We start from the raw sequence: 26,796 nt of genomic DNA on the forward strand, positions 1-26,796 counted from the left end.
GAAAGTCGCCCATGAACACATTGATCAAGTCGGTCCTCACCACTCGCGCCGGTTACGGCCTGACTGTCCTGCGCGTCATCGTCGGTATCGCGTTCATCGCGCACGGCAGCCAGAAATTGTTCGGCGCCTTCGGCGGTTATGGCCTGGAAGGCACTGCGCAGTACATGGAAAGCCTGGGCTTGACGCCGGGTTACCTGATGGCGCTGATGTCAGGCAGCGCCGAATTCTTTGGCGGCCTGGGTCTGTTGTTGGGGCTGCTGGCTCGTCCGGCTGCGGTCGTGGTGATCCTGCTGTTGCTGGTGGCGATCTTCACCGTTCACATCCACAACGGTTTCTTCATGGCCAAAAACGGCTACGAGTACGCGCTGGCACTGCTCGGCGGTGCCGTGGCGGTACTCATCGAAGGTGCAGGCAAGTTGTCGCTGGACCGTATCATCGCCCGATAACCGGCTACGCTTGCTCTGCAAGGCCCGCTCTTGTGGCGGGCCTTGCGCGTTTGCAGGCACCCGCCATGAATGGCAATTGACAATGAATGGGACGTTTCTCTAGGATGCGTGCTCAAGCGCCGATTTAACAACTACTTGCGGGGCGCCTGGCAAGGCTGAGGCCTTGTCGAAATACCGCTAAAACGTTGGTTCGGTGTTGCCTCTCACCGCTGCCCAGCGGATCTTGCGAGGCAGAGAAACAACCATGAACAACCTGCGCCCCCTCATTCGTCTTTCCCCGATCAGCACGGTCTTGTCACGCAAGAACCCGAAAATCCTTCTCAGCGGCTCCCATCAGCCCACGCTGTTGCGCTATCTCGACGGCTGGCCCCGTCGGCGTGGCGGTTCCTGTGCGTTTTTGATTCAGTTCGTCGAGACCCACCAGTCTCTGAGCCATTTTGCCGACGATCAATTCGACCTCGCCGTGGTGCAATCGCCGCAGGCAGATGATGTCGGGCAGGTGATTAGTGACCTGACCCGCATTGCCCGGCAGGGCTTGATTACGCTGGGTTGAATGGCCTGAGTCAGCCAATTGGCATAGAAGGCATATTGCTGGCCCCCGACGCGTGAACGGACAGGCAAAATCGCCGCCTTATCAAAGGATTAGGTGGTTTTCGCATGCGTTTGGTCTATTGTGCTCTGGCGTGCCTGACGCTTTCCGGGCTGGCTTTCTCCGTACAGGCCAGAAACGCGACGGAAAACGAGCGTTATCTGTGTCGTTGGGGCTCGGCCATTGCGGGCGGTGCGCAGGCCTCCAAGTTGTCAGGCGTTACCCGCTATGGGGCGCGGCAGAAGCTGCAGGCGCGCAAGTTTGCCAAACAATGGATGCGGCCCATGGCATTGCGCATCACGGAACAGACCTACGACAGTGAGTCGCGGCTGAAGCCTGATGCGGTGACCAAGGTCTATTACGACGGCTGCATCCAGCACGAGGTGGCGCGACGTTGAGTCTTTGTCGCCTGTCGAACTGATTTTCGCAGGGCCGGAGAAACCGCTTGAGTACAAAGATCATCACCCGTGACGGGCATGAAGCCCTGAAGAAAGAGCTCGACTACCTGTGGCGAGAGCACCGGCCTGACATTACGCAAAAGGTCGCTTGGGCGGCATCGCTCGGGGATCGCAGCGAAAACGCCGATTACCAGTACAACAAGAAGCTGCTGCGCGAGATCGACCGACGCGTGCGCTACCTGCGCAAGCGCCTCGAAGACATGCGTGTCGTGCAGTATTCGCCGGAGCAGGAAGGGCGGGTGTTCTTCGGTGCCTGGGTCGAGATCGAAAACGAAGCGGGCGATCTCAAGAAATTCCGCATTGTCGGCTATGACGAAATCTATGGGCGCAACGACTACATCTCCATCGACTCGCCCATGGCGCGCGCCTTGCTGAAGAAGGAAGTCGGCGACGAGGTGCTGGTCAATACGCCCGAAGGCGAGAAGCTGTGGTTCGTGAACTCGATTGATTACGAGAAGTGAGGCCGGACGCAGAGCGCCCGGACCTGCATTCTCATGCGCTCATCGCTATACACAACTCCTGATGAGCCCGGAGAGTGAGGCTAAAACCGTAGCGTCAGGCAGGGTGCAGATCTCTGTGCGAGTGACCGGGGCGGCGATCCGCATTGCTCACGAAGACGTTGGTCCAAACGCCCTATTTCTGAAGGCTGTACCGGCCTCTTCGCGAGCAAGCTCGCTCCCACTGGATGGTGAGTAGCCTCAACCCTCGCGTAGCACGGTCAGCGGACTGACGTTCAATGCGCGGCGGGTGCCGAATACACCGGCACCGCCGACCAGCAGGGCACCGATCACCGGGAGCAGCAATAGCCACGGATGCGGTTGCCATTCCAGCGAAAAGGCGTAGCGGTACAGTACAAAGCTCACCAGCTCACAACCGAGTGCCGCCAATACACCGCTCGCGGCGCCCAGCAAACCGAATTCGATGCGTCGCGACTTGATCAGCAGTGCTCGCTCTGCGCCCAGTGCCCGCAGCAGTGCGCCTTGCCGGATGCGTTCATCCAGCGTGGCCTGCAATCCGGAAAACAGCACGGCGATACCCGCGGCCAGCACGAACAGCAGGACGAACTGCACGGCCAGGGTGACCTGATCGAGGATGCTGCGTACCTGTGCCAGCAAAGCCTCTACACCCAGAATGCTGATGGACGGGTAGGCGCGCGACAGCTCGACGATCTGCTTGTCCTGGCCGGGTGGCAGGTAGAAGCTGGTCAGGTAGGTGGTCGGCAAGTCGGCGAGGGTGCCGGGCTGGAAAATCATGAAGAAGTTGGGCTGGAAGGTATCCCAGTTCACATTCCTGAGGCTGGTCACCACGGCTTCGCGGGTCAGTCCGCCGACAATGAAACTCAGGCGGTCGCCCAGCTTGATTTTCAGGCTGTCGGCCAGTTTGGCCTCGATCGAGACACCGGGCGTTGCATCACGTTGCCCGGAGTCAGGCAACGCCTTCCACCAGTTACCGGCAGTCAGGGTATTGCCCTCGGGAAGCTCGGCGGCCCAGGTCAGGCTCAGGTCGCGACGCGTGGCATTTTCACCGCGCGAATCCTTGGTCACGAAGTTACTGACCTGTTCACCATTGATGCTGGTCAGGCGTCCTGGCACCACCGGGTAAAGGGGCGCAGCGTGAGTGGACAGCTTGCTCAGGGTCTGGGCGAAGTTTTCTTTATCGGCTGGCAGTACGTTGAGCACGAAATAGTTCGGTGCATCCTTGGGCAGCTGATTTTGCCAGGTGTCGAGCAGCTCACCGCGCAGCAGGGCGATCAAGCCCATCGACAACAGGATCAGGCCGAAAGCCAGTGATTGTCCGGCAGCGGCCAGCGGGTAACGCAGCAGTTGCCCCAAGCCCAGTCGCCAGGGCAGCGAGGCGCCGGACAGCAGACGGCGCAGGCTGTTGAGCGCCAGTAACAGCAGACTGCCGAGCAGCAGCGCGGCGACGATACCGCCACCCAGCAGGGCGAAGGTCAGCACCAGATCCAGGCTCAGACGCCACATGATCAGGCCCAGCGCAAGCAGCGCCGCGCCATACACGAGCCAGGAGCTGGCGGGGATCGGCAGCATGTCGCGGCGTAGAACACGCAGCGGCGGCACGCGACCCAGTGCAGCCAGCGGCGGCAGGGCGAAACCGGCCAGTGCTACCAGCCCGGTGCCCATGCCGGCCAGCGCAGGCAGCACGCCGCCTGGCGGAACGGTTGCCGGAAGCAGATTTTGCAGCAGCGCGAACAGCCCGAGTTGTGCAAGCCAACCCAGCAAGGCACCACTCAGGCTGGCCAGCAAGCCGATGATCGCCAGTTGCAGACTGAACAGGGTCATCGCCTCACCGCGCGACAGCCCCAGGCAGCGTAGCAGGGCGCTGGCATCGAAGCGCCGTGCGGCGAATCGGGATGCCGACAGCGCCACGGCAACGCCCGCCAGTAAGACGGCAACCAGACTGGCCATATTCAAATAACGTTCGGCCTTGCCCAGTGCGCCGCCAATCTGCTGGCTGCCATCGCGGGCGTCCTTGATTTCCTGATGCGGCTCAAGACCCGGCTCGATGGCTTTGCGATAGGCCGCCAGTGCTTCCGGCGGGCCGCTCCACATCTCCCGATAGGTGACCCGGCTGCCCGGTTGCACCACGCCAGTGGCGGCAAGGTCCTGCAGGTTGATCATCACGCGCGGGGTCAGGCTGTAGAAGTTGCCTGCCCGGTCTGGCTCATAAGTCAGTATGCGGGTCAGTTTCAAGGTTTTGGAGCCGACGTCGAGGTCGTCTCCCACCTTCAGGTCGACCGCAGGAAGCAGGCGTGCCTCGACCCAGGCTTCACCCGGTTGCGGGCCGCTGCCAGCCTGTTCCGGCTGGTACAGGTCTGCGGCGCTTTTCAGTTCGCCGCGCAATGGGTAAGCGTCGTCCACCGCCTTGATGCTTGACAGCTGGATGCCCGAGTCGGTCGCGATCACGCTGGAAAAGACCACGATCTGCGCATGCTTGAGTTGCAGGCGTTTGCCTTCTTCGACCTGCTCGGCACGCGCCGGGCTCGAGCCTTCAAGGATCAGATCTGCGCCCAGGAACTCGGTCGCCCGCAGCAACATCGCGCCGTTCAGACGGGCGCCGAAATAACCGATGGCGGTGCTCGCCGCCACAGCGACCAGAAGGGCAAAGAACAATACCCGCAACTCTCCGGCGCGGGCATCGCGCATCAGTTGGCGGACAGCGAGGCTCAGCAGGCGGGCAAAAGGCAAACGTGCCATCAAGGCTCCAGCGGGGCGACCAGTCGGCCCCCTTCAAGACGGATCAGGCGACGGCAGCGATGCGCCAGACGCTCATCGTGAGTGACCAGCACCAGCGTGGTGTTGCGCTCCTTGTTCAGTTCGAAGAGCAGGTCGCTGATACGCTCGCCGGTGTGGCTGTCGAGGTTGCCGGTGGGTTCGTCGGCGAACAGCACGTCGGGGTCGGCAGCGAAGGCGCGGGCAATGGCGACCCGTTGCTGTTCACCACCGGACAACTGACGCGGGGTATGGGTCAGGCGCTGGCCAAGGCCCACCCGTTGCAGCAGATCGCGGGCTTTTTCGCGGGCGTCTTTGCGGCCTTCGAGCTCCATCGGCAGCATGACGTTTTCCAGCGCGTTCAGGCTGTCGAGCAACTGGAACGACTGAAACACGAACCCGACGTGCTCGGCCCGCACTCTGGCGCGCTGGTCTTCATCCAGCTCGCTGAGATTGCGGCCTGAAAGGATGACCGAACCGGCGCTCGGCAGGTCCAGTCCGGCGAGTAAACCGAGCAGGGTGGATTTGCCCGAACCGGAGGCGCCGACGATGGCCAGCGTGTCGCCCTTGTTTAGTTCCAGGGAGAGTTCGTGCAGGATGGTCAGGTCACCTTCGGTGCTGGGGACTACTTTGCTGAGGCTTTGGGCACTGAGAATACTTTCACTCATGGAGAATCCGATGCGTGCGTTGTTTTTAAGTGCTGGCCTGGGGTTACTGCTGCTGTCACAGGGCGCGTTGGCGGGCACGGTATTGATCGTTGGGGATAGTATCAGTGCGGCTTTCGGGCTGGATACCCGCGTGGGGTGGGTCAGCCTGCTGGAACAGCGTCTGGGCAAGGAGGGATTCGACGACAAGGTGGTCAATGCCTCGATCAGTGGCGACACCAGTGCAGGCGGCCAGGCGCGTTTGCCTGCGCTGCTTGCAGAGCATAAGCCGGAGCTGGTTATTCTGGAGTTGGGGGGCAACGATGGCCTGCGCGGTCAGCAGCCTGCTCAATTGCAACAAAACCTTTCATCGATGATCGACCGCTCGCAGGCGGCGGGTGCCAAAGTGCTGTTGTTGGGCATGCGTATCCCGCCCAACTACGGGCCACGCTACACCAAGGCCTTTGAAGAGGTTTACAGCAACCTGGCCAAGGAGAAAAAGGTCCCCTTCGTGCCGTTCTTTCTCGAAGGTGTAGGCGGGGTGCCTGAACTGATGCAGGCCGATGGTCTGCATCCGGCCGCCGCTGCTCAGGGCAAGTTGCTGGAAAATGTCTGGCCGAGCCTGAAACCGCTGCTTTGAGGCTTTCCCGGGCGGGGGCTTTCGGCTAATGTGGCGCCCCCGATCTGGAGCCCCCCATGCCGCGTCCCGCCTGGTCCCTGTATGCCTATCAAATGCTTGAACCCGATGAGCAGCTGGATCTGTTCGCCTGTCAGGAAGTGCGCGTCCATTTGATCGCTCGCCAATTGGAGCTGGGCGGCTCGATCGACCGTACATTATGTGGCACGTTGTTGCCGGCCCATCCGCAAATGCGCGCCGTCGAACTGCAGGCCATGCGCGATGAGCGTCTGTGTCCCCTGTGCAAGGCCATCATGGATGCGCAGCGCAGAGGGATGAATCCGATCTGGCCTGAACTCTAGCTGTCATGACTGCCCGAAGGGCAACCGCAGATATCCCCGATCCGGCAAGGGCCGGTGTACACTTCAGTTCTTGTTTCCATCTCTTTAGTCGTTACCCGAAGGATCTTCCCGGATGTTGTCGCGCATTCCAGCCGTTACCCGCTGTCTGTCGCTTGCTGCTCTGTGCGCGGCGAGCTCTGTCCATGCACTGGAGTTTCCGTTGCCGCCGCCCGGCGAAGACATCGTGGGGCAGGTGCAGGTCATCAAGGCCAAATACGAAGACACCTTCGCCGACCTTGGCACCCAATATGATCTGGGCTACCTGGAAATGATCGCCGCCAACCCTGGTGTCGATCCCTGGCTGCCGGGTGCAGGCAAGGACATCGTGCTGCCGACCCGTTTCATTCTGCCGCCGGGGCCGCGCGAAGGGATTGTCATCAACCTTGCCGAATACCGCATGTATTACTACCCCAAGGGTCAGAATGTCGTGCACACCTATCCGCTGGGTGTCGGTCGTGAAGGCTGGGGGTCGCCGATCGGCGTGACCAAGGTGACGGCCAAGACGCCGAACCCGACCTGGACGCCGCCAGCCTCGATCAAGGCCGAGCATGCGGCCGATGGTGATCCGCTGCCAGACGTGGTGCCGGCCGGTCCGGACAACCCGCTGGGGCCGTTCAAATTCGGCCTCGGGCTTTCCGGCTACCTGATCCACGGCTCGAACAAGAAGTTCGGCATCGGCATGCGCACCAGTCATGGTTGTTTCCGCATGTATAACAATAACGTGCTGGAACTGGCCGACATGGCCCCGGTCGGTACGACGGTGCGCATCATCAGCGAGCCTTACAAGTTCGGGATCAGCGGCGGCAAGGTTTACCTGGAAGCGCACACACCGGTTGATGACCTGGGCAACCCGTCGGTGGTCGACAAGCACACTGCGGTGATCAATGCGCTACTCAAGCGTGACGACCTGGCCAATAACCTGCGCATGAACTGGGACGTGGTGCGTGATGTAGTCGCGGCCGAAGACGGCATACCGGTGGAGATCGCAGAGCCGGGCAAAGCGCCTGCGAGTGCTGAAGAACCGGTGATTTTTCAGTAAATCGCCGCCGGCAGTTGCTCTCGTGCCAATGCTCAGCGTTGGCATGATAGTCAAAAGAAAAGTCATCGGGTCTTAGCCCTGTCCCTGGAGTCATTCAGGCTTCTGCAGGCAATCACTCAGCCAGACAACAGGCAAAAAAAAGCCGACCCGTTGCCGGGTCGGCTTTCAATAACCCCGGGGGATTATTACTTGCGGCTGGCTTTGTCCAACATGCGCAGAGCGCGCTCGTTGGCTTCGTCAGCAGTTTGCTGAGCTTTTTGAGCAGCAGCCAGAGCTTCGTCAGCCTTGCGGTAGGCTTCGTCGGCACGTGCTTGCGAACGAGCTGCTGCGTCTTCGGTAGCTGTCAGACGAGCTTCGGTTTCTTTGGATACGCTGCTGCAACCGGTAGCCAGAACTGCGGCCAGAGCCAGAGCAGAGAATTTCAGAACGTTGTTCATCGTGTTCACCTTCAAGGAATTTTTTTTCAAATTAGTCATCTCTCGAAAATGAGAAAACGACCAGCGTACATAGTACCCATTGTTTGTAGTAAGTAAACGGACCCGGCGCAAGAAGCTGCTAAAATTCCTCGCTTTGAAAGCGTTCCGCGTTACTTCTCAAGCGTTCTGTACAAAAACTATCCACTTTAACGGGACCCATGCCGTGCTGAAGCGTTCCCGACAGTTCTCATCAGCCCTGGCCTGATCGACTGTCGGTCGGCACGCGAACATTTAAAGGTGTTTTTACATCGACCGCGCTTGAGCATAGTCGCTAATGGCGCCTACTATCTCAATGTGATGTCCGTCGAGATCGGCAGTGCTCTACCGGTGTCGAAAACAGACACTGGGTGGCGTAGATGTTCCTTCGCCTGAAAAAGACCGGTAAGGTAGGGGTCAAATTCCAAGACCCGCGAGGAGTAGCGATGAGCGAGGCGTTGTCCATCCACCATGACGAAGTCGGCCACCATTTCGAAATCATTATCGACGGCCACCGTGCTTATCTGACCTACATGGATCTCGGCAAGCAGACCCTGGATTTCTATCGGACCTTTGTGCCGGACGCCTTGCGAGGTCGCGGAATTGCCGCGGCGCTGACCAAGGAGGCGCTCGATTATGCCGACAGCATGGGCTATTCCGTCATACCGTCCTGCTCTTATGTAGAGCGTTATATGGAGTTGCATGATCTGCAGTCGCAGGCGGCCAAGCTCTGACGACCTATAGCTACCGACAGCAAGCATAAAAAACGCCGAGCATTTGCTCGGCGTTTTCGTTATAGCGGTGCAGTCGGCCAGGCAATCACTTGCGCTTGCGAGCTGGCAGCACATCCCTGAGTTTCGCATGCATGCTGCGCAGGGTCTTTTCGGTGCTTTCCCAATCGATGCAGGCATCGGTAATGGACACGCCGTACTGCAATTCCGACAGGTCCTTGGGAATCGCCTGGCATCCCCAGTTCAAATGGCTCTCGACCATCAGGCCAATGATCGATTCGTTGCCTTCCAGGATCTGGTTGGCGACGTTTTCCATCACCAGCGGTTGCAGGGCCGGGTCCTTGTTGGAGTTGGCATGGCTGCAGTCGACCATGATGTTCGGACGAATGCCGGACTTGTTCAGGGCCTGTTCGCAGAGCGCGACGCTGACCGAGTCATAGTTGGGCTTGCCGTTGCCGCCGCGCAGCACCACATGACCGTAGGCATTGCCTTTGGTGGTCACGATCGACACGCCCCCTTCCTGGTTGATACCCAGGAAACGATGCGGGCTCGACACCGATTGCAAGGCGTTGATGGCAACCGTCAGGCCGCCGTCGGTGCCGTTTTTGAAGCCGACTGCCGAGGACAGGCCCGAAGCCATCTCACGGTGAGTCTGGGATTCTGTGGTGCGCGCGCCGATGGCCGACCAGCTGATCAGGTCCTGCAGATACTGCGGAGAGATCGGGTCCAGGGCTTCGGTGGCGGTGGGCAGCCCCATTTCGGCCAGATCCAGCAGTAGCTGGCGACCGATGTGCAGGCCGTCCTGGATCTTGAACGAGTCATCCAGGTACGGGTCGTTGATCAGACCTTTCCAGCCTACCGTGGTGCGTGGCTTCTCGAAGTAGACGCGCATCACCAGATACAGCGTGTCGGATACTTCCGCCGCCAGCGCCTTGAGACGCTCGGCGTACTCCTTGGCTGCCTTCAGGTCGTGGATCGAGCACGGGCCGATCACAATGAACAGGCGGTGATCATGGCCATCGAGAATGTTGCGAATCACTTCACGACCCTGGCTGACGGTCTGCAGGGCAGCATCGGTCAGGGGGATGTCGCGCTTGAGCTGATCCGGAGTGATCAGAGTCTCGTTGGAGGCAACGTTGAGGTCGTCAATCGGTAAATCAGCCATCGTGTTACTCATCAGGTCGCGGGTACTGGCCGCCAACGGTCCCCCGTGCGGCGGTGCCCAGCAGGTTTGAGCGCAGCGGGGAGCCGAACCTTAGCGCGTTATCGCGTTGTTCGACAATAAGTAAACGAGGTATCGGCCAGGTCTTTGGCCGAGATGCGCTGCCTTATTGCAAGACAATCCGCTGCGACGGATAGTGTACGGCCGCAAATAGCGAGACAGTCAAGGGAGAGGTCATGAGTGTTGATTCTCGTCGTCCGCGCGTCGGCATCATAGGTACGGGTGCCATCGGTGGCTTTTACGGACTGATGCTGGCGCGTGCCGGATACGATGTGCATTTTCTGCTGCGCAGCGAGTTTGACACGGTGGCGCGCGAAGGTTTGCAGGTCAAAAGCGCCGTGCATGGCGAATTGTCCCTCAAGCCCGTTCAGGCGTATCGCTCGGCGGCTGAAATGCCGCCTTGTGACTGGCTGCTGGTCGGCACCAAAAGCACCGGCAATGCCGCGCTCGGTCCGATCATTCGCCAGGCGGCTGCGCCGAACGCCAGCGTGCTGCTGTTGCAGAACGGTCTGGCTGTCGAAGACCAACTGCGTAATGTCCTGCCCGACAGCCTGCATATACTCGGCGGGCTGTGTTTCGTCTGCGTCAACCGGGTTGCGCCCGGCGTCGTTGCCCATGAAGCTTTCGGCGCGGTCAGCATCGGCTATCACAGCGGCCCGGCAGCCGATGAGGCGAGCCGCATGGCGGTCGTCGAAGCCTGTGCGGCTCTGTTCAACACGGCCGGCATCGACGCCCCGGTCATGGCCAATCTGCAGCAGGCCCGCTGGCAGAAGCTGGTCTGGAATGTGCCCTACAACGGGCTGTCGGCCTTGTTGCAGACCAGTACCGGGCGATTGATGGCCGATCCGGACAGCCAGGCCTTGATCCGGTCGCTGATGGACGAGGTCGTGCAGGGCGCCGAGGCCTGTGGGCAGACTTTGCCGCCGGGTTTCGCGCAGCATCTGTTTACAGTGACCGAAAGCATGCCGGATTACAGGCCCAGCATGTACCACGACCTGGCCGAAAGACGCCCGCTGGAGCTGGACGCCATTTATGCCCGGCCCCTTGCAGCGGCGCTTGCCGCCGGGTTTGACATGCCTCGCGTGCGGGCGCTTTATCAGGCACTGGCGTTCATCGATCGGGGCAACCACCCGGCAAGCAAGGAGTGATTCATGACAGAAGCTGAAGACCACAAGCTGGTACTGGCGATTTCATCGCGCGCGCTGTTCGATCTGCGCGACAGTCATGAGGTGTACATGGCCGATGGGGTCGAGGCCTACCGCAAGTATCAGATCGAGCATGAGGATGAAATTCTCGCGCAGGGCGATGCGTTCCCGCTGGTCGAAAAACTCCTGAGCCTCAATGCCAGTCTGCAAAAGGCGCGCGTCGAAGTGGTGCTGGTGTCACGCAACAGTGCCGATACCGGCCTGCGGGTTTTCAACTCGATTCAGCATTATGGCCTCGACATCAGCCGCGCCGCCTTTGCTGGCGGACGCAGTCCTTACCCGTATCTCGCAGCGTTTGGCTGCCACCTGTTTCTCTCCACGCATGCCGAGGATGTGCGCAGCGCCCTGGATGCGGGGTTTGCGGCCGCGACCATCCTTTCGGGTGGCGCACGGCGTGCAGCCAGCGCTGAGCTGCGGATTGCCTTCGATGGCGACGCCGTGTTGTTTTCCGACGAATCAGAGCGGGTGTACCAGAGCGGCGGGCTGGCGGCCTTTCAGGCCAGCGAGCGTGAGTGGGCTCGCGAACCGTTGCGCGGCGGTCCTTTCAAGCCGTTTCTCGCCGCACTCAATCAACTGCAGCGCGAGTTTCCCGACGCGAGCTGCCCGATTCGCACCGCGCTGGTCACGGCTCGCTCGGCACCTGCCCACGAGCGGGTGATCCGCACCTTGCGCGAATGGGACATTCGTCTGGACGAGTCGCTGTTTCTCGGCGGCTTGCAAAAGTCGGCCTTTCTTGAAGCGTTCGCCGCCGATGTGTTTTTCGACGATCAGCCCGGCCATTGCGAGAAGGCGCGTGATGTGGTGGCGACGGGGCACGTTCCGCACGGCATCAGCAACGAAATAGTGCCACTTGCCGACGGGGGCTGAGAAGTCCGCCGTCGCAGCCGAGGATGCGCTGCTACGCTGAGTCAATCTCCGCCATTCCGGTTGTATGGGAGGTTGTATGGTCCGTTCGATGCTGTATGCCGCAGACCTCGGTCTGTACGCGCCTTATGTAACGCAGCACGCGCTGGCGCTGGCTCGAACGTTCAACGCCGAGCTGTACGTTATCCATGTCGTCGAGCCTTTGGGCCTGTTCGCCGAGTCGGTGCTGCAGAGTTACCTGGGCGAGGAAGCGTTGAAAGAGCTTCGCGGCAAGGGTGTGAATGCGTTTCTGAGTGGAATAGAGCAACGAATGCTCGACGGGTTTCGTGAAGAACTGGGCGAAGGGCACTCGGACCTTTCCCTGATTCGTACGGTGCGTGTCGTTCAGGGCGAGCCTGCCAGCGTGATTCTCGAACAGGCGCACAGGCTGAATGTGGATTTGCTGGTGGTCGGCAGTCACAGCCGCAGGATGGAAGAGGGCACCTCTATAGGCCGCACGGCTGCCAGGGTTCTGCAGTTTTCCGACGTGCCGGTCTACATGGTTCCGATGATGTTGAAAAAGGGGCGGGGGTAGAGGGAAGGTCCAATTGGTGGTTTTAATGAAATCGAGCGTGCGATCACCTTACAAAGGTGATAAAAAGTTCTAGAATTATTCGTCTCACCATTAATCCAGTTATATACCGTCGCCGATACCCATAGGGTTTATCTGCTTTGAGGGATACATATGAAGCTCCAACAACTGCGCTACATTTGGGAAGTGGCGCACCACGACCTCAACGTTTCCGCGACGGCCCAGAGCCTTTACACCTCCCAGCCCGGTATCAGCAAGCAGATCCGTCTGCTTGAAGACGAGCTGGGCGTCGAGGTTTTCGCCCGCAGTGGCAAGCACCTGACGCGTGTGACACCGGCAGGCGAGCGCATCATCACCACAGCGGGCGAGATCCTGCGCAAGGTCGAGAGCATCAAGCAGATTGCCCAGGAGTTCTCCAACGAGAAGAAGGGCACGCTGTCGATCGCCACCACTCACACCCAGGCGCGTTATGCCTTGCCGCCGGTAATCAGCAACTTCATCAAGCAATACCCAGATGTCGCGCTGCACATGCATCAGGGCTCACCGATGCAGATCGCTGAAATGGCGGCTGACGGGACGGTTGATTTTGCCATCGCCACCGAGGCCCTCGAGCAGTTCAGCGATCTGGTGATGATGCCGTGCTATCGCTGGAACCGTTGCATTGTCGTGCCGCAGGGGCACCCGTTGACCAAGGCACCGAAGCTGACGCTGGAATTGCTCGCCGAATACCCGATCGTGACTTACGTCTTCGGCTTTACCGGCCGTTCCAAGCTGGACGAGGCGTTCAGCCATCGCGGGCTGGTGCCCAAGGTCGTGTTTACGGCGGCGGATGCCGACGTGATCAAGACCTACGTCAGGCTGAATCTGGGCGTGGGCATCGTGGCAAGAATGGCGATAGACGAGGCAGTGGACAGCGACCTGGTGGTGCTCGATGCCAGTGACCTGTTCGAGTCCAGCGTGACAAAAATCGCTTTCCGTCGCGGCACCTTCCTGCGTGGTTTCATGTGCGATTTCATCGAGAAATTCGCACCGCACCTGACCCGCGAAGTCATGGCCAAGGCGATTCAGTGCCATAACAAGCAGGAAATGGAAGAGCTGTTTGCCAACGTCGAGTTGCCGGTGCACTAGGAGCAGCGGCAAGCTGCAAGTCAGCGCCGGACGCGCGTTGACTTGTAGCTTGCAGGTCGAGGCGTGCCTCTGGCTGCGTCAGTTGCGCGCTATCAGGTTGCCCGCATGCAGCCCGCATTCCTTCTGCGTGGCTTCCTCCCACCACCAGCGACCTTCGCGTTCGTGCTGGTTCGGCAGTACCGGGCGGGTGCAGGGTTCGCAGCCGATGCTGATGAAGCCGCGCTCGTGCAGGCTGTTATAGGGCAGCTCCAGCATGCGGATGTAGCCCCAGATTTCCTCGCTGCTCATCTGTGCCAACGGGTTGAATTTGTACAGCGTGCGCTCGGGCGTCGAAAATGCGCTGTCGACTTCCACTGCAGCAACGGCACTGCGCGTGCCGGGGCTCTGATCACGGCGCTGGCCGGTTGCCCAGGCGCTGACGCCAGACAGTTTGCGACGCAGCGGCTCGATCTTGCGGATGCCGCAGCATTCGCCGTGACCGTCCCGGTAAAAGCTGAACAGGCCCTTTTCCTTGACGAAAGGTTCGAGTTTGCTGTGGTCGGGCGAAACGATCTCGATCTCGATCTTGTAGTGCTCGCGGACCTGTTCGATGAAACGATAGGTTTCCGCGTGCAGGCGCCCGGTGTCCAGGCTGAAGACCTTGACGTTCTTGTTCAGCTTCCAGGCCATGTCGACCAGAACCACGTCCTCGGCACCGCTGAACGAGATCCACAGGTCTTCGCCGAAGTGTTCGAAGGCCAGCTTCAGAATGTCTTGTGCAGACTTGTTCGCATAGGTCGTCGCCAGTTCAGCGACGTCGAAAGGTTGGCTCATCAGGCGGCTTCCTAAAATGCAAGAGTGGCGCTTAAGCGCTCGTGATGGCGGCAATGGTAACAAAATCCGCTGTTCAGTGGCCGTTGCCAGCGGCTAGAGTGCCGCTTCCGTCGAGCGTGAATGGTCTGAGGAGTGTGTTGTGGAAATTGCCTGTCTGGACCTCGAAGGGGTACTGGTCCCGGAAATCTGGATCGCCTTTGCCGAAAAAACAGGTATCGAATCGCTGCGTGCCACCACGCGGGACATTCCCGATTACGACGTGCTGATGACGCAGCGCCTGCGCATTCTTGATGAGCACGGTCTGAAACTGGCGGACATTCAGGCAGTGATCGGCACCCTCAAGCCGCTGGAGGGCGCCGTGGAGTTTGTCGACTGGCTGCGTGAGCGGTTTCAGGTGGTGATTCTCTCGGACACTTTCTATGAGTTCTCTCAGCCACTGATGCGTCAACTGGGTTTTCCGACCCTGCTGTGTCATCGTCTGATCACTGACGAGACCGATCGGGTGGTCAGTTACCAGTTACGCCAGAAAGACCCCAAGCGTCAGTCGGTGCTGGCCTTCAAGAGCCTGTATTACCGGGTCATTGCTGCCGGTGATTCGTACAACGACACGACCATGCTGGGCGAGGCCGACGCCGGTATCCTGTTCCACGCTCCCAATAACGTGATCCGCGAATTCCCGCAGTTTCCGGCGGTGCACACGTTCGATGACCTGAAAAAGGAATTCATCAAGGCCTCGAATCGGGATCTGATGCTTTAGGCGGGGCGAACTCCCGGCGCTTCGTTCCCACAGACGCCGGATCTCAGAGCGCCTCAAGCGTCTCCAGTAGCACACGAACCTTGGTGAAAGTTTCCTGATACTCGGCGTCGCAGTCGGAATCGGCGACGATGCCGCCACCGCCCCAGCAGGAAATCTGTCCGTCCTTGACCAGCAGGCTGCGGATGGCGATCGAACTGTCCATCTCGCCGCGCACGTCCAGGTACATCAGCGAGCCGCAATACAGGCTGCGACGGGTCGGCTCCAGCTCGTCGATGATCTGCATGGCGCGGATCTTCGGCGCACCCGTGATTGAGCCGCCGGGAAAGCTGCCGCCGATCAGGTCCAGTGCATCGTTGCCAGCCGCCAGCTCGCCGGTCACGCTGCTCACCAGGTGGTGCACATTGGGGTAGCTTTCTAGGCTGAACAGCTCGGGGACTTTCACCGAGCCGATGCGGCAACTGCGGCCCAGGTCGTTACGCAGTAAATCGACGATCATCAGGTTTTCTGCGCGATCCTTCTCGCTGGCCAGCAGTTCGGCGGCGAAGGCGGCATCCTGCGCGGGGGCCGCGCTACGGGGGCGAGTGCCTTTGATCGGGCGGGTTTCGACCTGCCGGGCGCTGACCCGCACGAAGCGCTCCGGCGAAAGACTCAAAATCGCATCGGCTCCCGGCAGGCTCAGGTAGCCGGCGAACGGCGTCGGGCAAGCCGCTCGCAGTGCACAATAAGCGGCCCACGGGTCACCAGCGCACTGCGCCTGAAAGCGTTGTGCGAAGTTCACCTGATAGCAGTCACCAGCCTGAATGTAGGCCTGAATTCGTTGGAAAGCCTGGCGATAGTGATCCGCGCTGATGCTGGCTTGAAACGGCTGGCTGAGGCGGAACTCCGCGTGCGGCTCAGGGACATCGACAGAGAACAGCTCAATCAGCCGTTTGCGCTCGCGTGTGGCCAGGGACGGGTGAAAAATCAGCTGGCTGGTCTGCTCCTGATGATCACTGATCAGCGCCCAGGCGTAGAGCCCCAGACGGGCCTCGGGCAGTTGCAGGTCGTCAATGGCCTGATCCGGCAAAGGCTCCAGGCGTCTACCGAACTCATAGCTCAGATAACCGATCAGGCCGCCAGCGAAGGGCAGTTCGCATCCGTCAGGCAGCTGTGCTGTGCCGAGCGCCTCGAGACTGTCGCGCAAGCGCTGGAGATAGGTGGCTCCGTCCTCGTCATCGGTCACGCTCAGTTCCTGCAGCGGCCATGCGCTGAGCAGGTCATGTCGGCCCCGAACGGCTGCTGGCCTGCCGCTGTCGAGCAGCACCGCACCCGGCGCTTCGCGGATTCGCGCAAAGAACGCGATCGGGTCGGCGCTGTAGGGCAGGGGGTGTATCGAGCAGATCGGCATCGTCGAATATCGGTCTTGGAAACGCGGCTGGCGATTGTAGCCTTGCCGGTGCGGCAGTCCTAGCGGTATGTCGGTTCAGGCGCCGGGCACGTGGCCGAACAGGTCCTGGACAAAGCTGACCCGCTCCTGCGCCGATTCGTGGCGTCCTTCAAGAGCCAGTTGCTCCAGGCGCGCCTCGACGGCCTGAGTGCGATGGGTCAAGCCACTGTCGTTGGCGATCTGAATATTCAGACCGGGACGGGCGTTGAGCTCCAGAATCAACGGGCCTTTGTCCTGGTCCAGCACCATGTCGACGCCGATATAGCCCAGGCCGCATAACTCGTAGCACTCGGCGGCAAGCTTCATGAAGCCATCCCAGTTGGGCAGTTGCACGCCATCCACCGAGTGGGTGGTGTCCGGGTGCTTGCTGATGATGTTGTTCAGCCACGTGCCTTGCAGGGTGACACCGGTGGCCAGGTCCACACCTACGCCAATGGCGCCTTGGTGGAGGTTAGCCTTGCCGCCTGATTGACGGGTAGGCAAGCGCAGCATGGCCATCACCGGATAACCCATCAGCACGATGATGCGGATGTCCGGTACGCCTTCGTAACTGATGCTTTTGAAGATCGGGTCCGGTACGACCCGGTACTCGATCAGCGCCCGGTCGCGGTGACCGCCCAGGGAATACAGGCCAGTGAGTATGCTGGACACCTGATGCTCGATTTCCGAGTGGCTGATGATGCGTCCCGAGACGGTGCGAAAGCGTTCCTCGAAACGGTCGGCGATCACCAGAATGCCATCGCCGCCTGCGCCCTGTGCAGGTTTGATCACGAAGTCGCGGTGCGCGCCGATGATCTCGTCGAGCTTGTCGATTTCCTTTTCCGTGGAAATCACGCCGTACATCTCCGGCACATGAATGCCTGCGGCGATGGCCCGCTCCTTGGTGATGATCTTGTCATCGACGATCGGATAGAGGCTGCGCTTGTTGTACTTGAGCACATAGTCGGCGTTACGTCGATTGATGCCCATGATGCCGCGCGCTTCGAGCGCCTTCCAGGTCTTCCACCAGCCGATCACTTGGCCTTTTCCTCTTTCAGGAATGCCTTGAAGCGCATCAGCTCGGTCAGCCGGTAGCCACGGTATCTGCCCATTGCCAGCATGAAGCCGACCAGTATCAGCAGCACTGCGGGGAAGGTGAAGACGAAATAGGTCAGTTCCGGCACGCTCATGATCAGGTGCGCCAGCGACGCGGCGAACAGTGTCCCGATGGCGACCTTCATGGCATGGCTGCCACCACGTTCTTCCCAGGTGATCGACAGGCGCTCGATGGTCATGGTCAGAATCACCATCGGGAACAGCGCAACCGACAGGCCGCGCTCCAGTCCGAGCTTGTGGCTGAACAGGCTGATGGCCGCGATCAGCACCACGACGAAGGTCAGTACCACCGACAGGCGCGGCAGCATTTGCAGTTTCAGGTGCTCCAGATACGAGCGCAGGGACAAGCCCAGCGCCGTGATCACGGTAAACAGTGCAATGCCGAAGCCCAGTTGCGTTTCACGGAATGCCAGCGCAATCAGCACGGGGGTGAAGGTGCCCAGTGTCTGCAGGCCAATCAGGTTGCGCAGGATCAGGATGACCAGCACGCCAATCGGGATCATGACCATGATCATGAAGGTCTGCTGGGTTTGCAGCGGCAAGCCGTACAGCGAATAGGCCAGGAAGTCCGAATCGGTGCTGGCGTCGGTCAGTTTGGCGAGCCGCATCGCGTTCATTTCACTGTTGTTGAGGCTGAACGTGACTTGCACCTTCTTGCCGCCTTCGACGCTGACCAGACCTTCCTCGCCGGTCCACCAGAGCAAGCGGTCATCCGGCAGGCCGGCTTCACCAGTGTCGGGATTGAAGTACAGCCATTCCTTGCCGTTGAAGCTGCGCAGCCAGAGTTCCGGCGTCTGCTGCTCGGCATCCAGGCGAATAGTGTGGGCTTTTTCCAGCGGTACGTGGGCGATCGACAGTAGCAGTTCGGTGACCCGAGCCTTGTTGGACGCCGAGTTATCACCGGCCAGCAGCAGTTTGACGTTATCGTCATTCAGGTTGTTGACGCGCTTGATGGCCTCGGTGATGAAGGTCTCCACGTCCGCCGAATGCTGGCGAATGGGCGCCAGCAGTGCTTCTGCGGCGATCTTTTCCGGGCCTTCGACGGTCATGCTGTCGCGAAAGATAGGCCCTTTGACCTTGGGTTTTTCACCGCTGTAACGCTTGGTCAGCACCAGTCGGTAGTAGAGGGTCTGATTGCCGGTGGCGCGACGGGCCGACCAGGTGACCTTGCGGTTGCCGTCGGCGCGGTTGACGCTGACGCCGTAATTGTTCGAGATGAAGCTTTCATTGAGGCTGATGTAGTCGTGGGCCAGCGGCGGCACGAACATCTGCACCTTCACGGAATCCTTGGGATTGGCGACGAATTCGACTTTGGCGTCGATATTCCACAGGTCATCGGTTTCGTCTTCGCTGACGGGTATGCCCAGCGCCAGAATCTGATAGGCCGTGATCGCGATGCCGAGGGTCACCAGAGCAGTGATCAGGATCTTCAGATGGAGTGTAAGAGAGCGCATGGATTTACTCTGCGTTTTGAGCGACGGAAGCGCAGCCGGGCTTCCCTGCCGCATATTTAAGACTTGGATCGACCAGCGCATCAAAGCGTTTCAAGGCTTCGGAGCCGATCAAAAGCGGGTATTGGAAAGCACTTCGGTCAGTCAAGTTCACTTCTATGGTGCGTAAAGATTCACCCATGCAGATATCGAGGCTGATCACCGGGCGTGACGAATAGCGATTGTCGTCATCCGGGTCGAGATCGTCGGCACGCCGCTTGATTTTGCTGACCCGCGCCAGGGGGCGTTCGATGGGGTGTACATGCTTGCTGTCGCTGGCCAGATAGAAACGCACCCAGCTTTCGCCATCGCGCTTGAAATGTTTGATGTCGCGGGCGCTCAGCGAGGCGGTCTTGGCACCGGTGTCGAGCTTGGCGGCGATCTCGATATCGATTTCGATCAGCCGGGCGTATTCGTTGAGGCCATAGACTGTCTTGTTGGCGGCCAGGGTCAGGCCGGGCAAAAACAGAAGGCTGAGCAGTGTGGGGAGGGTAGTCAGTCTCATAAATCCTGGCGCGATGAGCGAACAACTTCAGGGTCAGGGCGCAAATGGAATTGACCTGATGATGGTAGGGCAGGCGGTTCGCAGTCGCTGGCTCCGCTGCGGAGCGCGCTGTACGGACGCGACGCATTCTAGCATGAAGCCCTGCGGCTGCCAGTGATCAACCTGTGTAGCTGTTCAGGTTGCGTTGTCGAGCAGAGTTCACCCGCTTTGACTGATTGTCGACAATGCTGGGTTTGGCTTTGACGGATTGACTAAATATGACTAGATTTGAGCGCATATAGCCATGAGGTGTCGACAATGCTGAATGTGGTCGAAAAAACAATGACGGTTGCCGACGACTCGGAAACCCTCTCCGAGAACGTTTTCCGACGCATTCAATCGGCTATCGTGAAAGGCGAGATTGCCCCCGGCAGCAAGATTTCCGAGCCGGAACTGGCTCGCACCTATGGCATCAGTCGCGGGCCGCTGCGCGAAGCGATTCACCGGCTCGAAGGGCAGCGACTGGTGGTTCGTGTGCCGCATGTGGGCGCCCGGGTGGTGTCGCTCAGTCATGCCGAACTGATCGAACTCTATGAAATTCGCGAGTCACTGGAGGGTATGGCCTGTCGTCTGGCCGCCGAACGCATGACCCAGGCCGAAATCGACGAGCTGCGCGGCGTTCTGGATACCCATGAGCGCGATGCCGCCTTTCAGGCAGGTATCGGCTATTACCAGCAAGAGGGCGATTTCGACTTTCACTATCGCATCATCCAGGGCAGCGGCAATCGCACCCTCAGCCAGATGCTCTGTGGCGAGCTGTACCAGTTGGTGCGCATGTACCGCATTCAGTATTCCACCACGCCCAACCGGCCTCGCCAGGCCTTTGCCGAACATCACCGCATTCTCGACGCCATCGCCGACCGCGACGGTGAGCTGGCCGAATTGTTGATGCGCCGCCATATCGGCGCGTCCAGACGCAACATCGAGCGCCATTATCAGGCGGCTTCCCAGACGACTTCCGACCGAGGTAAACAATGAGTCATAACAACAGCACTCCCGGCCAGCGTTTCCGCGACGCAGTCGCCAGCGAACAGCCGCTGCAAGTGGTCGGCGCGATCAATGCCAACCACGCACTGCTCGCCAAACGTGCCGGGTTCAAGGCCATTTATCTATCTGGCGGCGGAGTCGCGGCGGGATCACTGGGCATTCCGGACCTGGGAATCACCGGTCTTGAAGACGTGCTGATCGATGTGCGGCGTATCACCGACGGTTGCGACCTGCCGTTGCTGGTGGATGTCGACACCGGTTTCGGTTCTTCGGCTTTCAATGTGGCGCGTACCGTGCGCTCGATGATCAAGGCCGGAGCGGCGGCGATTCACATTGAGGATCAGGTGGGTGCCAAGCGTTGCGGGCATCGTCCCAACAAGGAAATTGTCTCTCAGCAGGAAATGGTCGACCGGATCAAGGCTGCCGTGGATGCCCGGACTGACGACAGCTTCGTGATCATGGCGCGTACCGATGCGTTGGCGGTTGAAGGGCTGGAGTCGGCGCTGGAGCGTGCCGCTGCCTGTATTGAAGCCGGCGCGGATATGGTGTTCCCCGAGGCCATCACCGAACTGGCAATGTACAAGCAATTCGCCAACCGTGCAGGTGTGCCGATCCTCGCCAACATCACCGAGTTTGGCGCCACGCCGTTGTTTACGGTCGATGAGCTGCGCGAGGCGGACGTGTCGCTGGTGCTGTACCCGCTTTCCGCATTCCGTGCGATGAACAAGGCTGCGGAAAATGTCTACGGCGCGATCCGCCGTGACGGCAGCCAGAAAAACGTGATCGACAGTATGCAGACGCGCATGGAGCTGTATGACGCGATCGATTACCACACATTCGAGCAGAAGCTGGATGCGCTGTTCGCGCAGAAGAAGGGCTGAAAGGGGCAGGCTGACACTCGGCCCCGCGCTCCGCGTCCAGTCACACAAAAACAAAATTGGAGAAAACCATGGCTGAAGCAAAAGTATTGAGTGGTGCCGGACTACGCGGGCAGGTGGCCGGGCAGACGGCGTTGTCCACGGTGGGCATGGCCGGTGCCGGGCTGACCTATCGCGGCTATGATGTGCGCGATCTGGCCGCCGAAGCTCGCTTTGAAGAAGTTGCCTATCTGCTGCTGTACGGCGAACTGCCTGATAAAGCCGAATTGTCTGCCTATATGGACAAACTCAAGGGCCTGCGCGATCTGCCGCAGGCCTTGAAGGAAGTGCTGGAACGCATACCCGCCGATACTCACCCGATGGATGTCATGCGCACGGGTGCCTCCATGCTCGGCACCCTGGAGCCGGAGCGCAGCTTCGATCAGCAGCGCGACTCAACCGACCGTCTGCTCGCAGCGTTCCCGGCGATCATGTGCTACTGGTATCGCTTCAGTCATGACGGCAAGCGTATCGACTGCACCTCCGCAGAAGACTCCATCGGCGGGCATTTTTTGCACCTGTTGCTCGACAAGACGCCCAGCGAACTGCACCGCAAGGTCGTGGACGTCTCGCTGATTCTGTACGCCGAGCACGAATTCAATGCCTCGACCTTCACCGCCCGCGTCTGCGCGTCGACGCTGTCGGACCTGTATTCCTGCGTCACAGCCGCCATCGGCACCTTGCGCGGCCCGCTGCACGGTGGTGCCAACGAGGCTGCAATGGAAATGATTCAGCGCTTCGCCTCGGCTGAAGAGGCCACCAAAGGCACGCTGGGCATGCTGGAACGCAAGGAAAAGATCATGGGCTTTGGCCATGCGATCTACAAGGAGTCCGACCCGCGCAACGAGGTGATCAAGGGCTGGTCGAAGAAACTCGCTGACGAAGTGGGCGATACGGTGCTGTTCCCGGTTTCCGAGGCCATCGACAAGGTCATGTGGGAGCAGAAGAAACTGTTCCCCAACGCCGACTTCTACCATGCGTCGGCGTATCACTTCATGGGCATCCCGACCAAGCTGTTCACCCCGATCTTCGTCTGCTCACGCCTGACCGGCTGGGCCGCTCACGTTTTCGAACAGCGTGCCAATAACCGCATCATTCGCCCTATCGCCGAGTACATCGGCGTCGAACAGCGCGCGTTCGTACCCTTGGAACAGCGCTGAAAAGGGGGCAGGGGAGCCGCCGACGAGCTCCCCACCCGTATTCCGAACACTCCGTGATCGAGTCCCGCAATGAACAGTGAATTTCGCAAACCGCTCCCTGGCACCCGACTGGATTATTTCGATGCTCGGGCGGCCGTCGAGGCGCTCAAGCCCGGCGCCTATGCCACGCTGCCCTACACCTCGCGGGTGCTGGCCGAGAACCTGGTGCGCCGTTGTGATCCGGCGACCTTGAATGCCTCGTTGACCCAGCTCATCGAGCGCAAGCGTGATCTGGATTTTCCCTGGTTCCCGGCACGTGTGGTCTGCCACGACATTCTGGGTCAGACCGCGTTGGTCGACCTTGCCGGACTGCGCGACGCGATCGCTTCGCAGGGTGGCGATCCTGCGCTGGTCAACCCGGTGGTTCCGGTGCAATTGATCGTCGACCACTCGCTGGCAGTGGAGTCCGACGGTAACGACCCGCAGGCGTTCGCCAAGAACCGCGCCATTGAAGACCGTCGCAACGAAGACCGTTTTCATTTCATTGACTGGACCAAGCAGGCGTTCAAGAACGTCGAAGTGATCCCGCCGGGCAACGGCATCATGCACCAGATCAATCTGGAGAAAATGTCGCCGGTGGTGCAGGTGCTCGACGGCGTAGCCTTTCCCGACACACTGGTGGGCACGGACAGCCACACGCCGCACGTCGACGCCCTCGGCGTGATTGCCATCGGCGTCGGCGGGCTCGAGGCCGAAAACGTCATGCTCGGGCGCGCCTCGTGGATGCGCCTGCCGGACATCATTGGTGTCGAACTGACCGGGCGCCGCCAGCCAGGCATCACCGCCACCGACGTAGTGCTCGCGCTGACCGAATACCTGCGCCAACAGAAGGTGGTTGGCGCTTACCTGGAGTTCTATGGCGCAGGCGCGTCGAGCCTGACCCTGGGCGACCGGGCGACGATCTCCAACATGGCGCCTGAATACGGCGCGACGGCGGCGATGTTCTCCATTGACTCGCAAACCATCGACTACCTGCGTTTGACAGGGCGCGAGGACGAGCAGGTCAAACTGGTCGAGCTGTATGCCCGGCACACTGGCCTTTGGTCGGACAGCCTCAGCGAGGTGCACTACGAGCGGGTGCTGAGTTTCGACCTGTCCAGTGTGGTGCGCAACATGGCCGGGCCCTCCAACCCTCATGCGCGGGTTGCCACCGCCGATCTGGCGGCCAGAGGTATTGCCGGGCAATGGGACGAGGTGCCGGGGCAGATGCCCGACGGCGCGGTGATCATCGCGGCGATCACCAGTTGCACTAACACCAGCAACCCGCGCAACGTCATTGCCGCCGGTCTGCTGGCACGCAACGCCAACCGCCTGGGGCTGCTGCGCAAGCCGTGGGTGAAATCATCGCTGGCACCCGGCTCGAAAACCGTGGCGCTATACCTGGACGCAGCAGGGCTGACCTCGGAGCTGGAGCAACTGGGTTTTGGCGTCGTGGCCTTTGCCTGCACCACCTGCAATGGCATGTCCGGCGCGCTCGATCCGCTGATCCAGCAGGAAATCATCGACCGCGACCTTTACGCCACGGCGGTCTTGTCCGGTAACCGTAATTTCGACGGGCGTATTCACCCCTATGCCAAACAGGCCTTTCTGGCTTCGCCGCCCCTGGTAGTGGCGTATGCCATTGCCGGGACCATCCGCTTCGATATAGAAAACGATGTGCTGGGCGTCGCCGAGGGCCGGGAAATCCGTCTCAAGGACATCTGGCCGAGCGATGAAGAGATTGATGCGGTCGTGCAGGCGTCGGTCAAGCCTGAGCAGTTCCGTCAGGTTTATATCCCGATGTTTGCCATCGAAGAGCACAGCGGGCCGAAGGTCGAGCCGCTGTACGACTGGCGTCCTATGAGCACCTACATCCGTCGCCCGCCCTACTGGGAAGGCGCATTGGCCGGAGAACGTACGCTCAAGGGCATGCGGGCTCTCGCCGTGCTGCCGGACAACATCACCACCGATCACCTGTCGCCGTCCAACGCGATCATGCTCGACAGTGCGGCGGGCGAGTACCTGGCGAAAATGGGACTGCCGGAAGAAGACTTCAACTCCTATGCGACCCATCGGGGCGACCACCTGACCGCCCAGCGCGCGACCTTTGCCAACCCGCAACTGGTCAACGAGATGGCAGTGGTCGATGGCAAGGTCAGAAAAGGCTCGCTGACCCGCATCGAACCCGAAGGCGTGGTCACGCGCATGTGGGAAGCCATCGAAACCTACATGGCGCGCAAGCAGCCGTTGATCATTATTGCCGGTGCCGACTATGGGCAGGGCTCGTCCCGTGACTGGGCGGCCAAAGGCGTCAGGCTGGCGGGCGTCGAAGCGATTGCTGCAGAAGGTTTCGAGCGTATTCACCGCACCAACCTAGTCGGCATGGGCGTGCTGCCGCTGGAGTTCAAGCCCGGCACCAGCCGTCTGACTCTGGGTATCGATGGCAGCGAAACCTTCGATGTGATCGGCCAGCGCACACCGCGCGCGACATTGACGCTGGTGATTCAGCGCCGTAACGGCGAACGCGTCGAGGTGCCGGTGACATGCCGTCTGGACACTGCTGAAGAGCTTTCTATTTATGAGGCGGGCGGCGTGTTGCAGCGTTTTGCTCAGGATTTTCTGGAGGCTACTGCATCGTAGCTACGCTGGAGCGTGAAGAACGATAAGCGTGCGCAAGAGCACTATCGTGCCCATGCTCCGCGTGGGCATGCAGTTCTGGACGCTCTGCGTCCGATTTTGAGCGCGCAGCGCGCTCTTTGAACAGGACAACGAATTCATGGCTCATTTACCCCAGATCCGCATCCCGGCCACCTACATGCGTGGTGGCACCAGCAAGGGTGTGTTTTTCAGGCTGACGGATCTGCCTGAAGCTGCACAGATTCCGGGATCGGCGCGGGATGCTTTGCTGTTGCGGGTCATCGGCAGCCCTGACCCCTATGAAAAGCAGATCGATGGCATGGGCGGCGCGACGTCGAGTACCAGCAAGAGCGTGATTGTGTCGCGCAGCAGCAGGCCCGACCACGATGTCGATTACCTGTTCGGCCAGGTGTCCATCGACAAGCCGTTTGTCGACTGGAGCGGCAATTGCGGCAACCTGTCAGCGGCCGTGGGGCCATTCGCGATTACGAGCGGTCTGGTCGACCCTGACCGCGTTCCGCAGGACGGCGTTGCGGTGGTGCGTATCTGGCAGGCCAACATCGGTAAGACCATCATCGCCCATGTGCCGATCTGCAACGGCGCGGTGCAGGAAACCGGCGATTTCGAGCTGGATGGCGTGACCTTCCCGGCAGCCGAAGTGCCACTGGAGTTTCTTGACCCGGCGGCGGACGAAGAGGGCGCGGGCGGCTCGATGTTCCCCACTGGCAATCTGGTGGACGATCTGGAAGTGCCCGGTATCGGCCTTCTGAAAGCGACCATGATCAATGCCGGCATTCCGACGATTTTTGTCAACGCTGCTGACATCGGCTATACCGGCACTGAGTTGCAGGGCGATATCAACGCTGACCCGCAGGCGCTGGCCCGTCTGGAGGCCATCCGCGCCTACGGTGCGGTGCGGATGGGCCTGATTGGCAACATCGATGAAGCTGCCGCACGCCAGCACACACCCAAAGTGGCTTTTGTGGCGGCGCCTGCCGATTACCTGGCGTCGAGTGGCAAGCCTGTCGCTGCGCAGGATATCGAGCTGCTGGTGCGCGCCGTGTCGATGGGCAAGCTGCACCACGCGATGATGGGTACGGCTGCGGTAGCCATCGGTACGGCAGCAGCCATTCCGGGCACGCTGGTCAATCTGGCCGCTGGCGGTCAGGCGCGCAGTGCGGTCAGCTTTGGCCATCCCTCCGGCACCTTGCGAGTCGGCGCCCAGGCTGTTCAGGAGGGCGGTGACTGGAAAGTCACCAAGGCCCTGATGAGCCGCAGCGCCCGAGTGCTGATGGAAGGCTGGGTACGTGTGCCGCAGTCAGGCGAGTGAAGTGATCAGTTTGGCGGGGTGACCGC

The 26,796-nt window shown here is 60.5% G+C and carries 27 protein-coding genes; 18 read left to right on the forward strand and 9 right to left on the reverse strand.

Annotated features, from left to right (window positions below):
* The first annotated feature begins 11 nt into the window (after positions 1–11).
* The 4 genes from ACW55A_RS16540 (at position 12) to greB (ending at position 1,954) form a co-directional block, all read left to right on the forward strand.
* On the forward strand, positions 12–446 hold the full coding sequence (locus tag ACW55A_RS16540; RefSeq protein WP_003366798.1) for a DoxX family protein: 435 nt from the start codon (positions 12–14) through the stop codon (positions 444–446).
* A gap of 244 nt (positions 447–690) precedes the next feature.
* Complete coding sequence (locus tag ACW55A_RS16545; RefSeq protein ID WP_003366800.1) at positions 691–999, forward strand: hypothetical protein; 309 nt, start codon at positions 691–693, stop codon at positions 997–999.
* A gap of 104 nt (positions 1,000–1,103) precedes the next feature.
* On the forward strand, positions 1,104–1,433 hold the full coding sequence (locus ACW55A_RS16550) for a hypothetical protein (protein ID WP_003316621.1): 330 nt from the start codon (positions 1,104–1,106) through the stop codon (positions 1,431–1,433).
* A 47-nt stretch (positions 1,434–1,480) separates the two neighbouring features.
* The gene (gene greB, locus ACW55A_RS16555; RefSeq protein ID WP_003316622.1) at positions 1,481–1,954 is read left to right on the forward strand and encodes a transcription elongation factor GreB; all 474 of its coding nucleotides are present in this window, start codon (positions 1,481–1,483) and stop codon (positions 1,952–1,954) included.
* A gap of 237 nt (positions 1,955–2,191) precedes the next feature.
* Here greB and ACW55A_RS16560 read toward each other — a convergent pair whose 3' ends face one another.
* The gene (locus ACW55A_RS16560) at positions 2,192–4,708 is read right to left on the reverse strand and encodes an ABC transporter permease (RefSeq protein ID WP_455807774.1); all 2,517 of its coding nucleotides are present in this window, start codon (positions 4,706–4,708) and stop codon (positions 2,192–2,194) included.
* Positions 4,708–5,391, reverse strand: a complete 684-nt coding sequence (locus ACW55A_RS16565) for an ABC transporter ATP-binding protein (RefSeq protein WP_003366807.1) — start codon at positions 5,389–5,391, stop codon at positions 4,708–4,710. The genes ACW55A_RS16560 and ACW55A_RS16565 overlap by 1 nt, the downstream gene beginning before the upstream one ends.
* Before the next feature lie 10 nt (positions 5,392–5,401).
* Between ACW55A_RS16565 and ACW55A_RS16570 the strand changes: the two genes are divergently transcribed.
* The 3 genes from ACW55A_RS16570 to ACW55A_RS16580 all read left to right on the forward strand — a co-directional run bounded on the left by ACW55A_RS16570 (position 5,402) and on the right by ACW55A_RS16580 (position 7,423).
* Positions 5,402–6,007 (forward strand): arylesterase, encoded by a 606-nt coding sequence (locus ACW55A_RS16570; RefSeq protein WP_003366808.1) that lies wholly within the window; start codon positions 5,402–5,404, stop codon positions 6,005–6,007.
* A 56-nt stretch (positions 6,008–6,063) separates the two neighbouring features.
* Positions 6,064–6,345 (forward strand): hypothetical protein, encoded by a 282-nt coding sequence (locus ACW55A_RS16575; protein WP_455807773.1) that lies wholly within the window; start codon positions 6,064–6,066, stop codon positions 6,343–6,345.
* Positions 6,346–6,457: 112 nt separating this feature from the next.
* Positions 6,458–7,423, forward strand: coding sequence for a L,D-transpeptidase family protein (locus tag ACW55A_RS16580; RefSeq protein WP_003433060.1), 966 nt, complete (start codon positions 6,458–6,460; stop codon positions 7,421–7,423).
* Positions 7,424–7,608: 185 nt separating this feature from the next.
* Here ACW55A_RS16580 and oprI read toward each other — a convergent pair whose 3' ends face one another.
* A complete protein-coding gene (gene oprI, locus ACW55A_RS16585; RefSeq protein WP_002553018.1) occupies positions 7,609–7,860 on the reverse strand; it encodes an outer membrane lipoprotei OprI in 252 nt (83 codons plus the stop codon).
* Between the two features lie 461 nt (positions 7,861–8,321).
* On the opposite strand from oprI, the gene ACW55A_RS16590 reads away from it, so the two are divergent.
* A complete protein-coding gene (locus ACW55A_RS16590) occupies positions 8,322–8,609 on the forward strand; it encodes a GNAT family N-acetyltransferase (protein WP_003315710.1) in 288 nt (95 codons plus the stop codon).
* A gap of 85 nt (positions 8,610–8,694) precedes the next feature.
* Here ACW55A_RS16590 and ACW55A_RS16595 read toward each other — a convergent pair whose 3' ends face one another.
* A complete protein-coding gene (locus tag ACW55A_RS16595; protein ID WP_003366814.1) occupies positions 8,695–9,771 on the reverse strand; it encodes a 3-deoxy-7-phosphoheptulonate synthase in 1,077 nt (358 codons plus the stop codon).
* Positions 9,772–10,004: 233 nt separating this feature from the next.
* Here ACW55A_RS16595 and ACW55A_RS16600 point away from each other — a divergent pair, with 233 nt between their 5' ends.
* From ACW55A_RS16600 to cysB, 4 genes are all read left to right on the forward strand, one after another.
* Entirely contained in the window at positions 10,005–10,976 is a 972-nt protein-coding gene (locus tag ACW55A_RS16600) for a putative 2-dehydropantoate 2-reductase (protein WP_455807772.1), read from the forward strand.
* A gap of 3 nt (positions 10,977–10,979) precedes the next feature.
* The gene (locus ACW55A_RS16605) at positions 10,980–11,900 is read left to right on the forward strand and encodes a 5'-nucleotidase (protein ID WP_003347087.1); all 921 of its coding nucleotides are present in this window, start codon (positions 10,980–10,982) and stop codon (positions 11,898–11,900) included.
* A 76-nt stretch (positions 11,901–11,976) separates the two neighbouring features.
* The gene (locus tag ACW55A_RS16610; protein ID WP_003433056.1) at positions 11,977–12,471 is read left to right on the forward strand and encodes a universal stress protein; all 495 of its coding nucleotides are present in this window, start codon (positions 11,977–11,979) and stop codon (positions 12,469–12,471) included.
* A 150-nt stretch (positions 12,472–12,621) separates the two neighbouring features.
* Positions 12,622–13,596 (forward strand): HTH-type transcriptional regulator CysB, encoded by a 975-nt coding sequence (gene cysB / locus ACW55A_RS16615; RefSeq protein WP_003315705.1) that lies wholly within the window; start codon positions 12,622–12,624, stop codon positions 13,594–13,596.
* A 78-nt stretch (positions 13,597–13,674) separates the two neighbouring features.
* On the opposite strand, the gene ACW55A_RS16620 is transcribed toward cysB, so the two are convergent.
* A complete protein-coding gene (locus ACW55A_RS16620) occupies positions 13,675–14,409 on the reverse strand; it encodes a phosphoadenylyl-sulfate reductase (protein WP_072364689.1) in 735 nt (244 codons plus the stop codon).
* A gap of 139 nt (positions 14,410–14,548) precedes the next feature.
* On the opposite strand from ACW55A_RS16620, the gene thrH reads away from it, so the two are divergent.
* Positions 14,549–15,166, forward strand: coding sequence for a bifunctional phosphoserine phosphatase/homoserine phosphotransferase ThrH (gene thrH, locus ACW55A_RS16625; protein WP_003366824.1), 618 nt, complete (start codon positions 14,549–14,551; stop codon positions 15,164–15,166).
* 43 nt (positions 15,167–15,209) lie between these two features.
* On the opposite strand, the gene pabB is transcribed toward thrH, so the two are convergent.
* From pabB to rloA, 4 genes are all read right to left on the reverse strand, one after another.
* Positions 15,210–16,553, reverse strand: coding sequence for an aminodeoxychorismate synthase component I (gene pabB, locus ACW55A_RS16630; RefSeq protein ID WP_455807771.1), 1,344 nt, complete (start codon positions 16,551–16,553; stop codon positions 15,210–15,212).
* Positions 16,554–16,628: 75 nt separating this feature from the next.
* A complete protein-coding gene (locus ACW55A_RS16635) occupies positions 16,629–17,609 on the reverse strand; it encodes an alpha-L-glutamate ligase-like protein RloC (protein ID WP_498811052.1) in 981 nt (326 codons plus the stop codon).
* On the reverse strand, positions 17,606–19,141 hold the full coding sequence (gene rloB / locus ACW55A_RS16640; protein ID WP_003433053.1) for an osmotic stress tolerance membrane protein RloB: 1,536 nt from the start codon (positions 19,139–19,141) through the stop codon (positions 17,606–17,608). Before rloB ends, ACW55A_RS16635 begins: the two co-directional genes overlap by 4 nt.
* Before the next feature lie 4 nt (positions 19,142–19,145).
* Positions 19,146–19,682, reverse strand: a complete 537-nt coding sequence (gene rloA, locus ACW55A_RS16645; protein WP_003366834.1) for a retropepsin-like aspartic peptidase RloA — start codon at positions 19,680–19,682, stop codon at positions 19,146–19,148.
* A gap of 297 nt (positions 19,683–19,979) precedes the next feature.
* Between rloA and ACW55A_RS16650 the strand changes: the two genes are divergently transcribed.
* The 5 genes from ACW55A_RS16650 (at position 19,980) to prpF (ending at position 26,770) form a co-directional block, all read left to right on the forward strand.
* On the forward strand, positions 19,980–20,699 hold the full coding sequence (locus tag ACW55A_RS16650) for a GntR family transcriptional regulator (protein WP_003366836.1): 720 nt from the start codon (positions 19,980–19,982) through the stop codon (positions 20,697–20,699).
* A complete protein-coding gene (gene prpB / locus ACW55A_RS16655) occupies positions 20,696–21,589 on the forward strand; it encodes a methylisocitrate lyase (RefSeq protein WP_455807770.1) in 894 nt (297 codons plus the stop codon). The genes ACW55A_RS16650 and prpB overlap by 4 nt, the downstream gene beginning before the upstream one ends.
* A 68-nt stretch (positions 21,590–21,657) precedes the next feature.
* Positions 21,658–22,785, forward strand: coding sequence for a bifunctional 2-methylcitrate synthase/citrate synthase (gene prpC, locus ACW55A_RS16660; RefSeq protein WP_498811053.1), 1,128 nt, complete (start codon positions 21,658–21,660; stop codon positions 22,783–22,785).
* A 69-nt stretch (positions 22,786–22,854) separates the two neighbouring features.
* Positions 22,855–25,443, forward strand: a complete 2,589-nt coding sequence (gene acnD, locus ACW55A_RS16665) for a Fe/S-dependent 2-methylisocitrate dehydratase AcnD (protein WP_003433048.1) — start codon at positions 22,855–22,857, stop codon at positions 25,441–25,443.
* A 136-nt stretch (positions 25,444–25,579) separates the two neighbouring features.
* On the forward strand, positions 25,580–26,770 hold the full coding sequence (prpF, locus tag ACW55A_RS16670; protein ID WP_058396442.1) for a 2-methylaconitate cis-trans isomerase PrpF: 1,191 nt from the start codon (positions 25,580–25,582) through the stop codon (positions 26,768–26,770).
* The last annotated feature ends 26 nt before the right edge of the window (positions 26,771–26,796 follow it).

The sequence above is a fragment of the Plantibacter cousiniae (nom. nud.) genome, assembly GCF_977070315.1.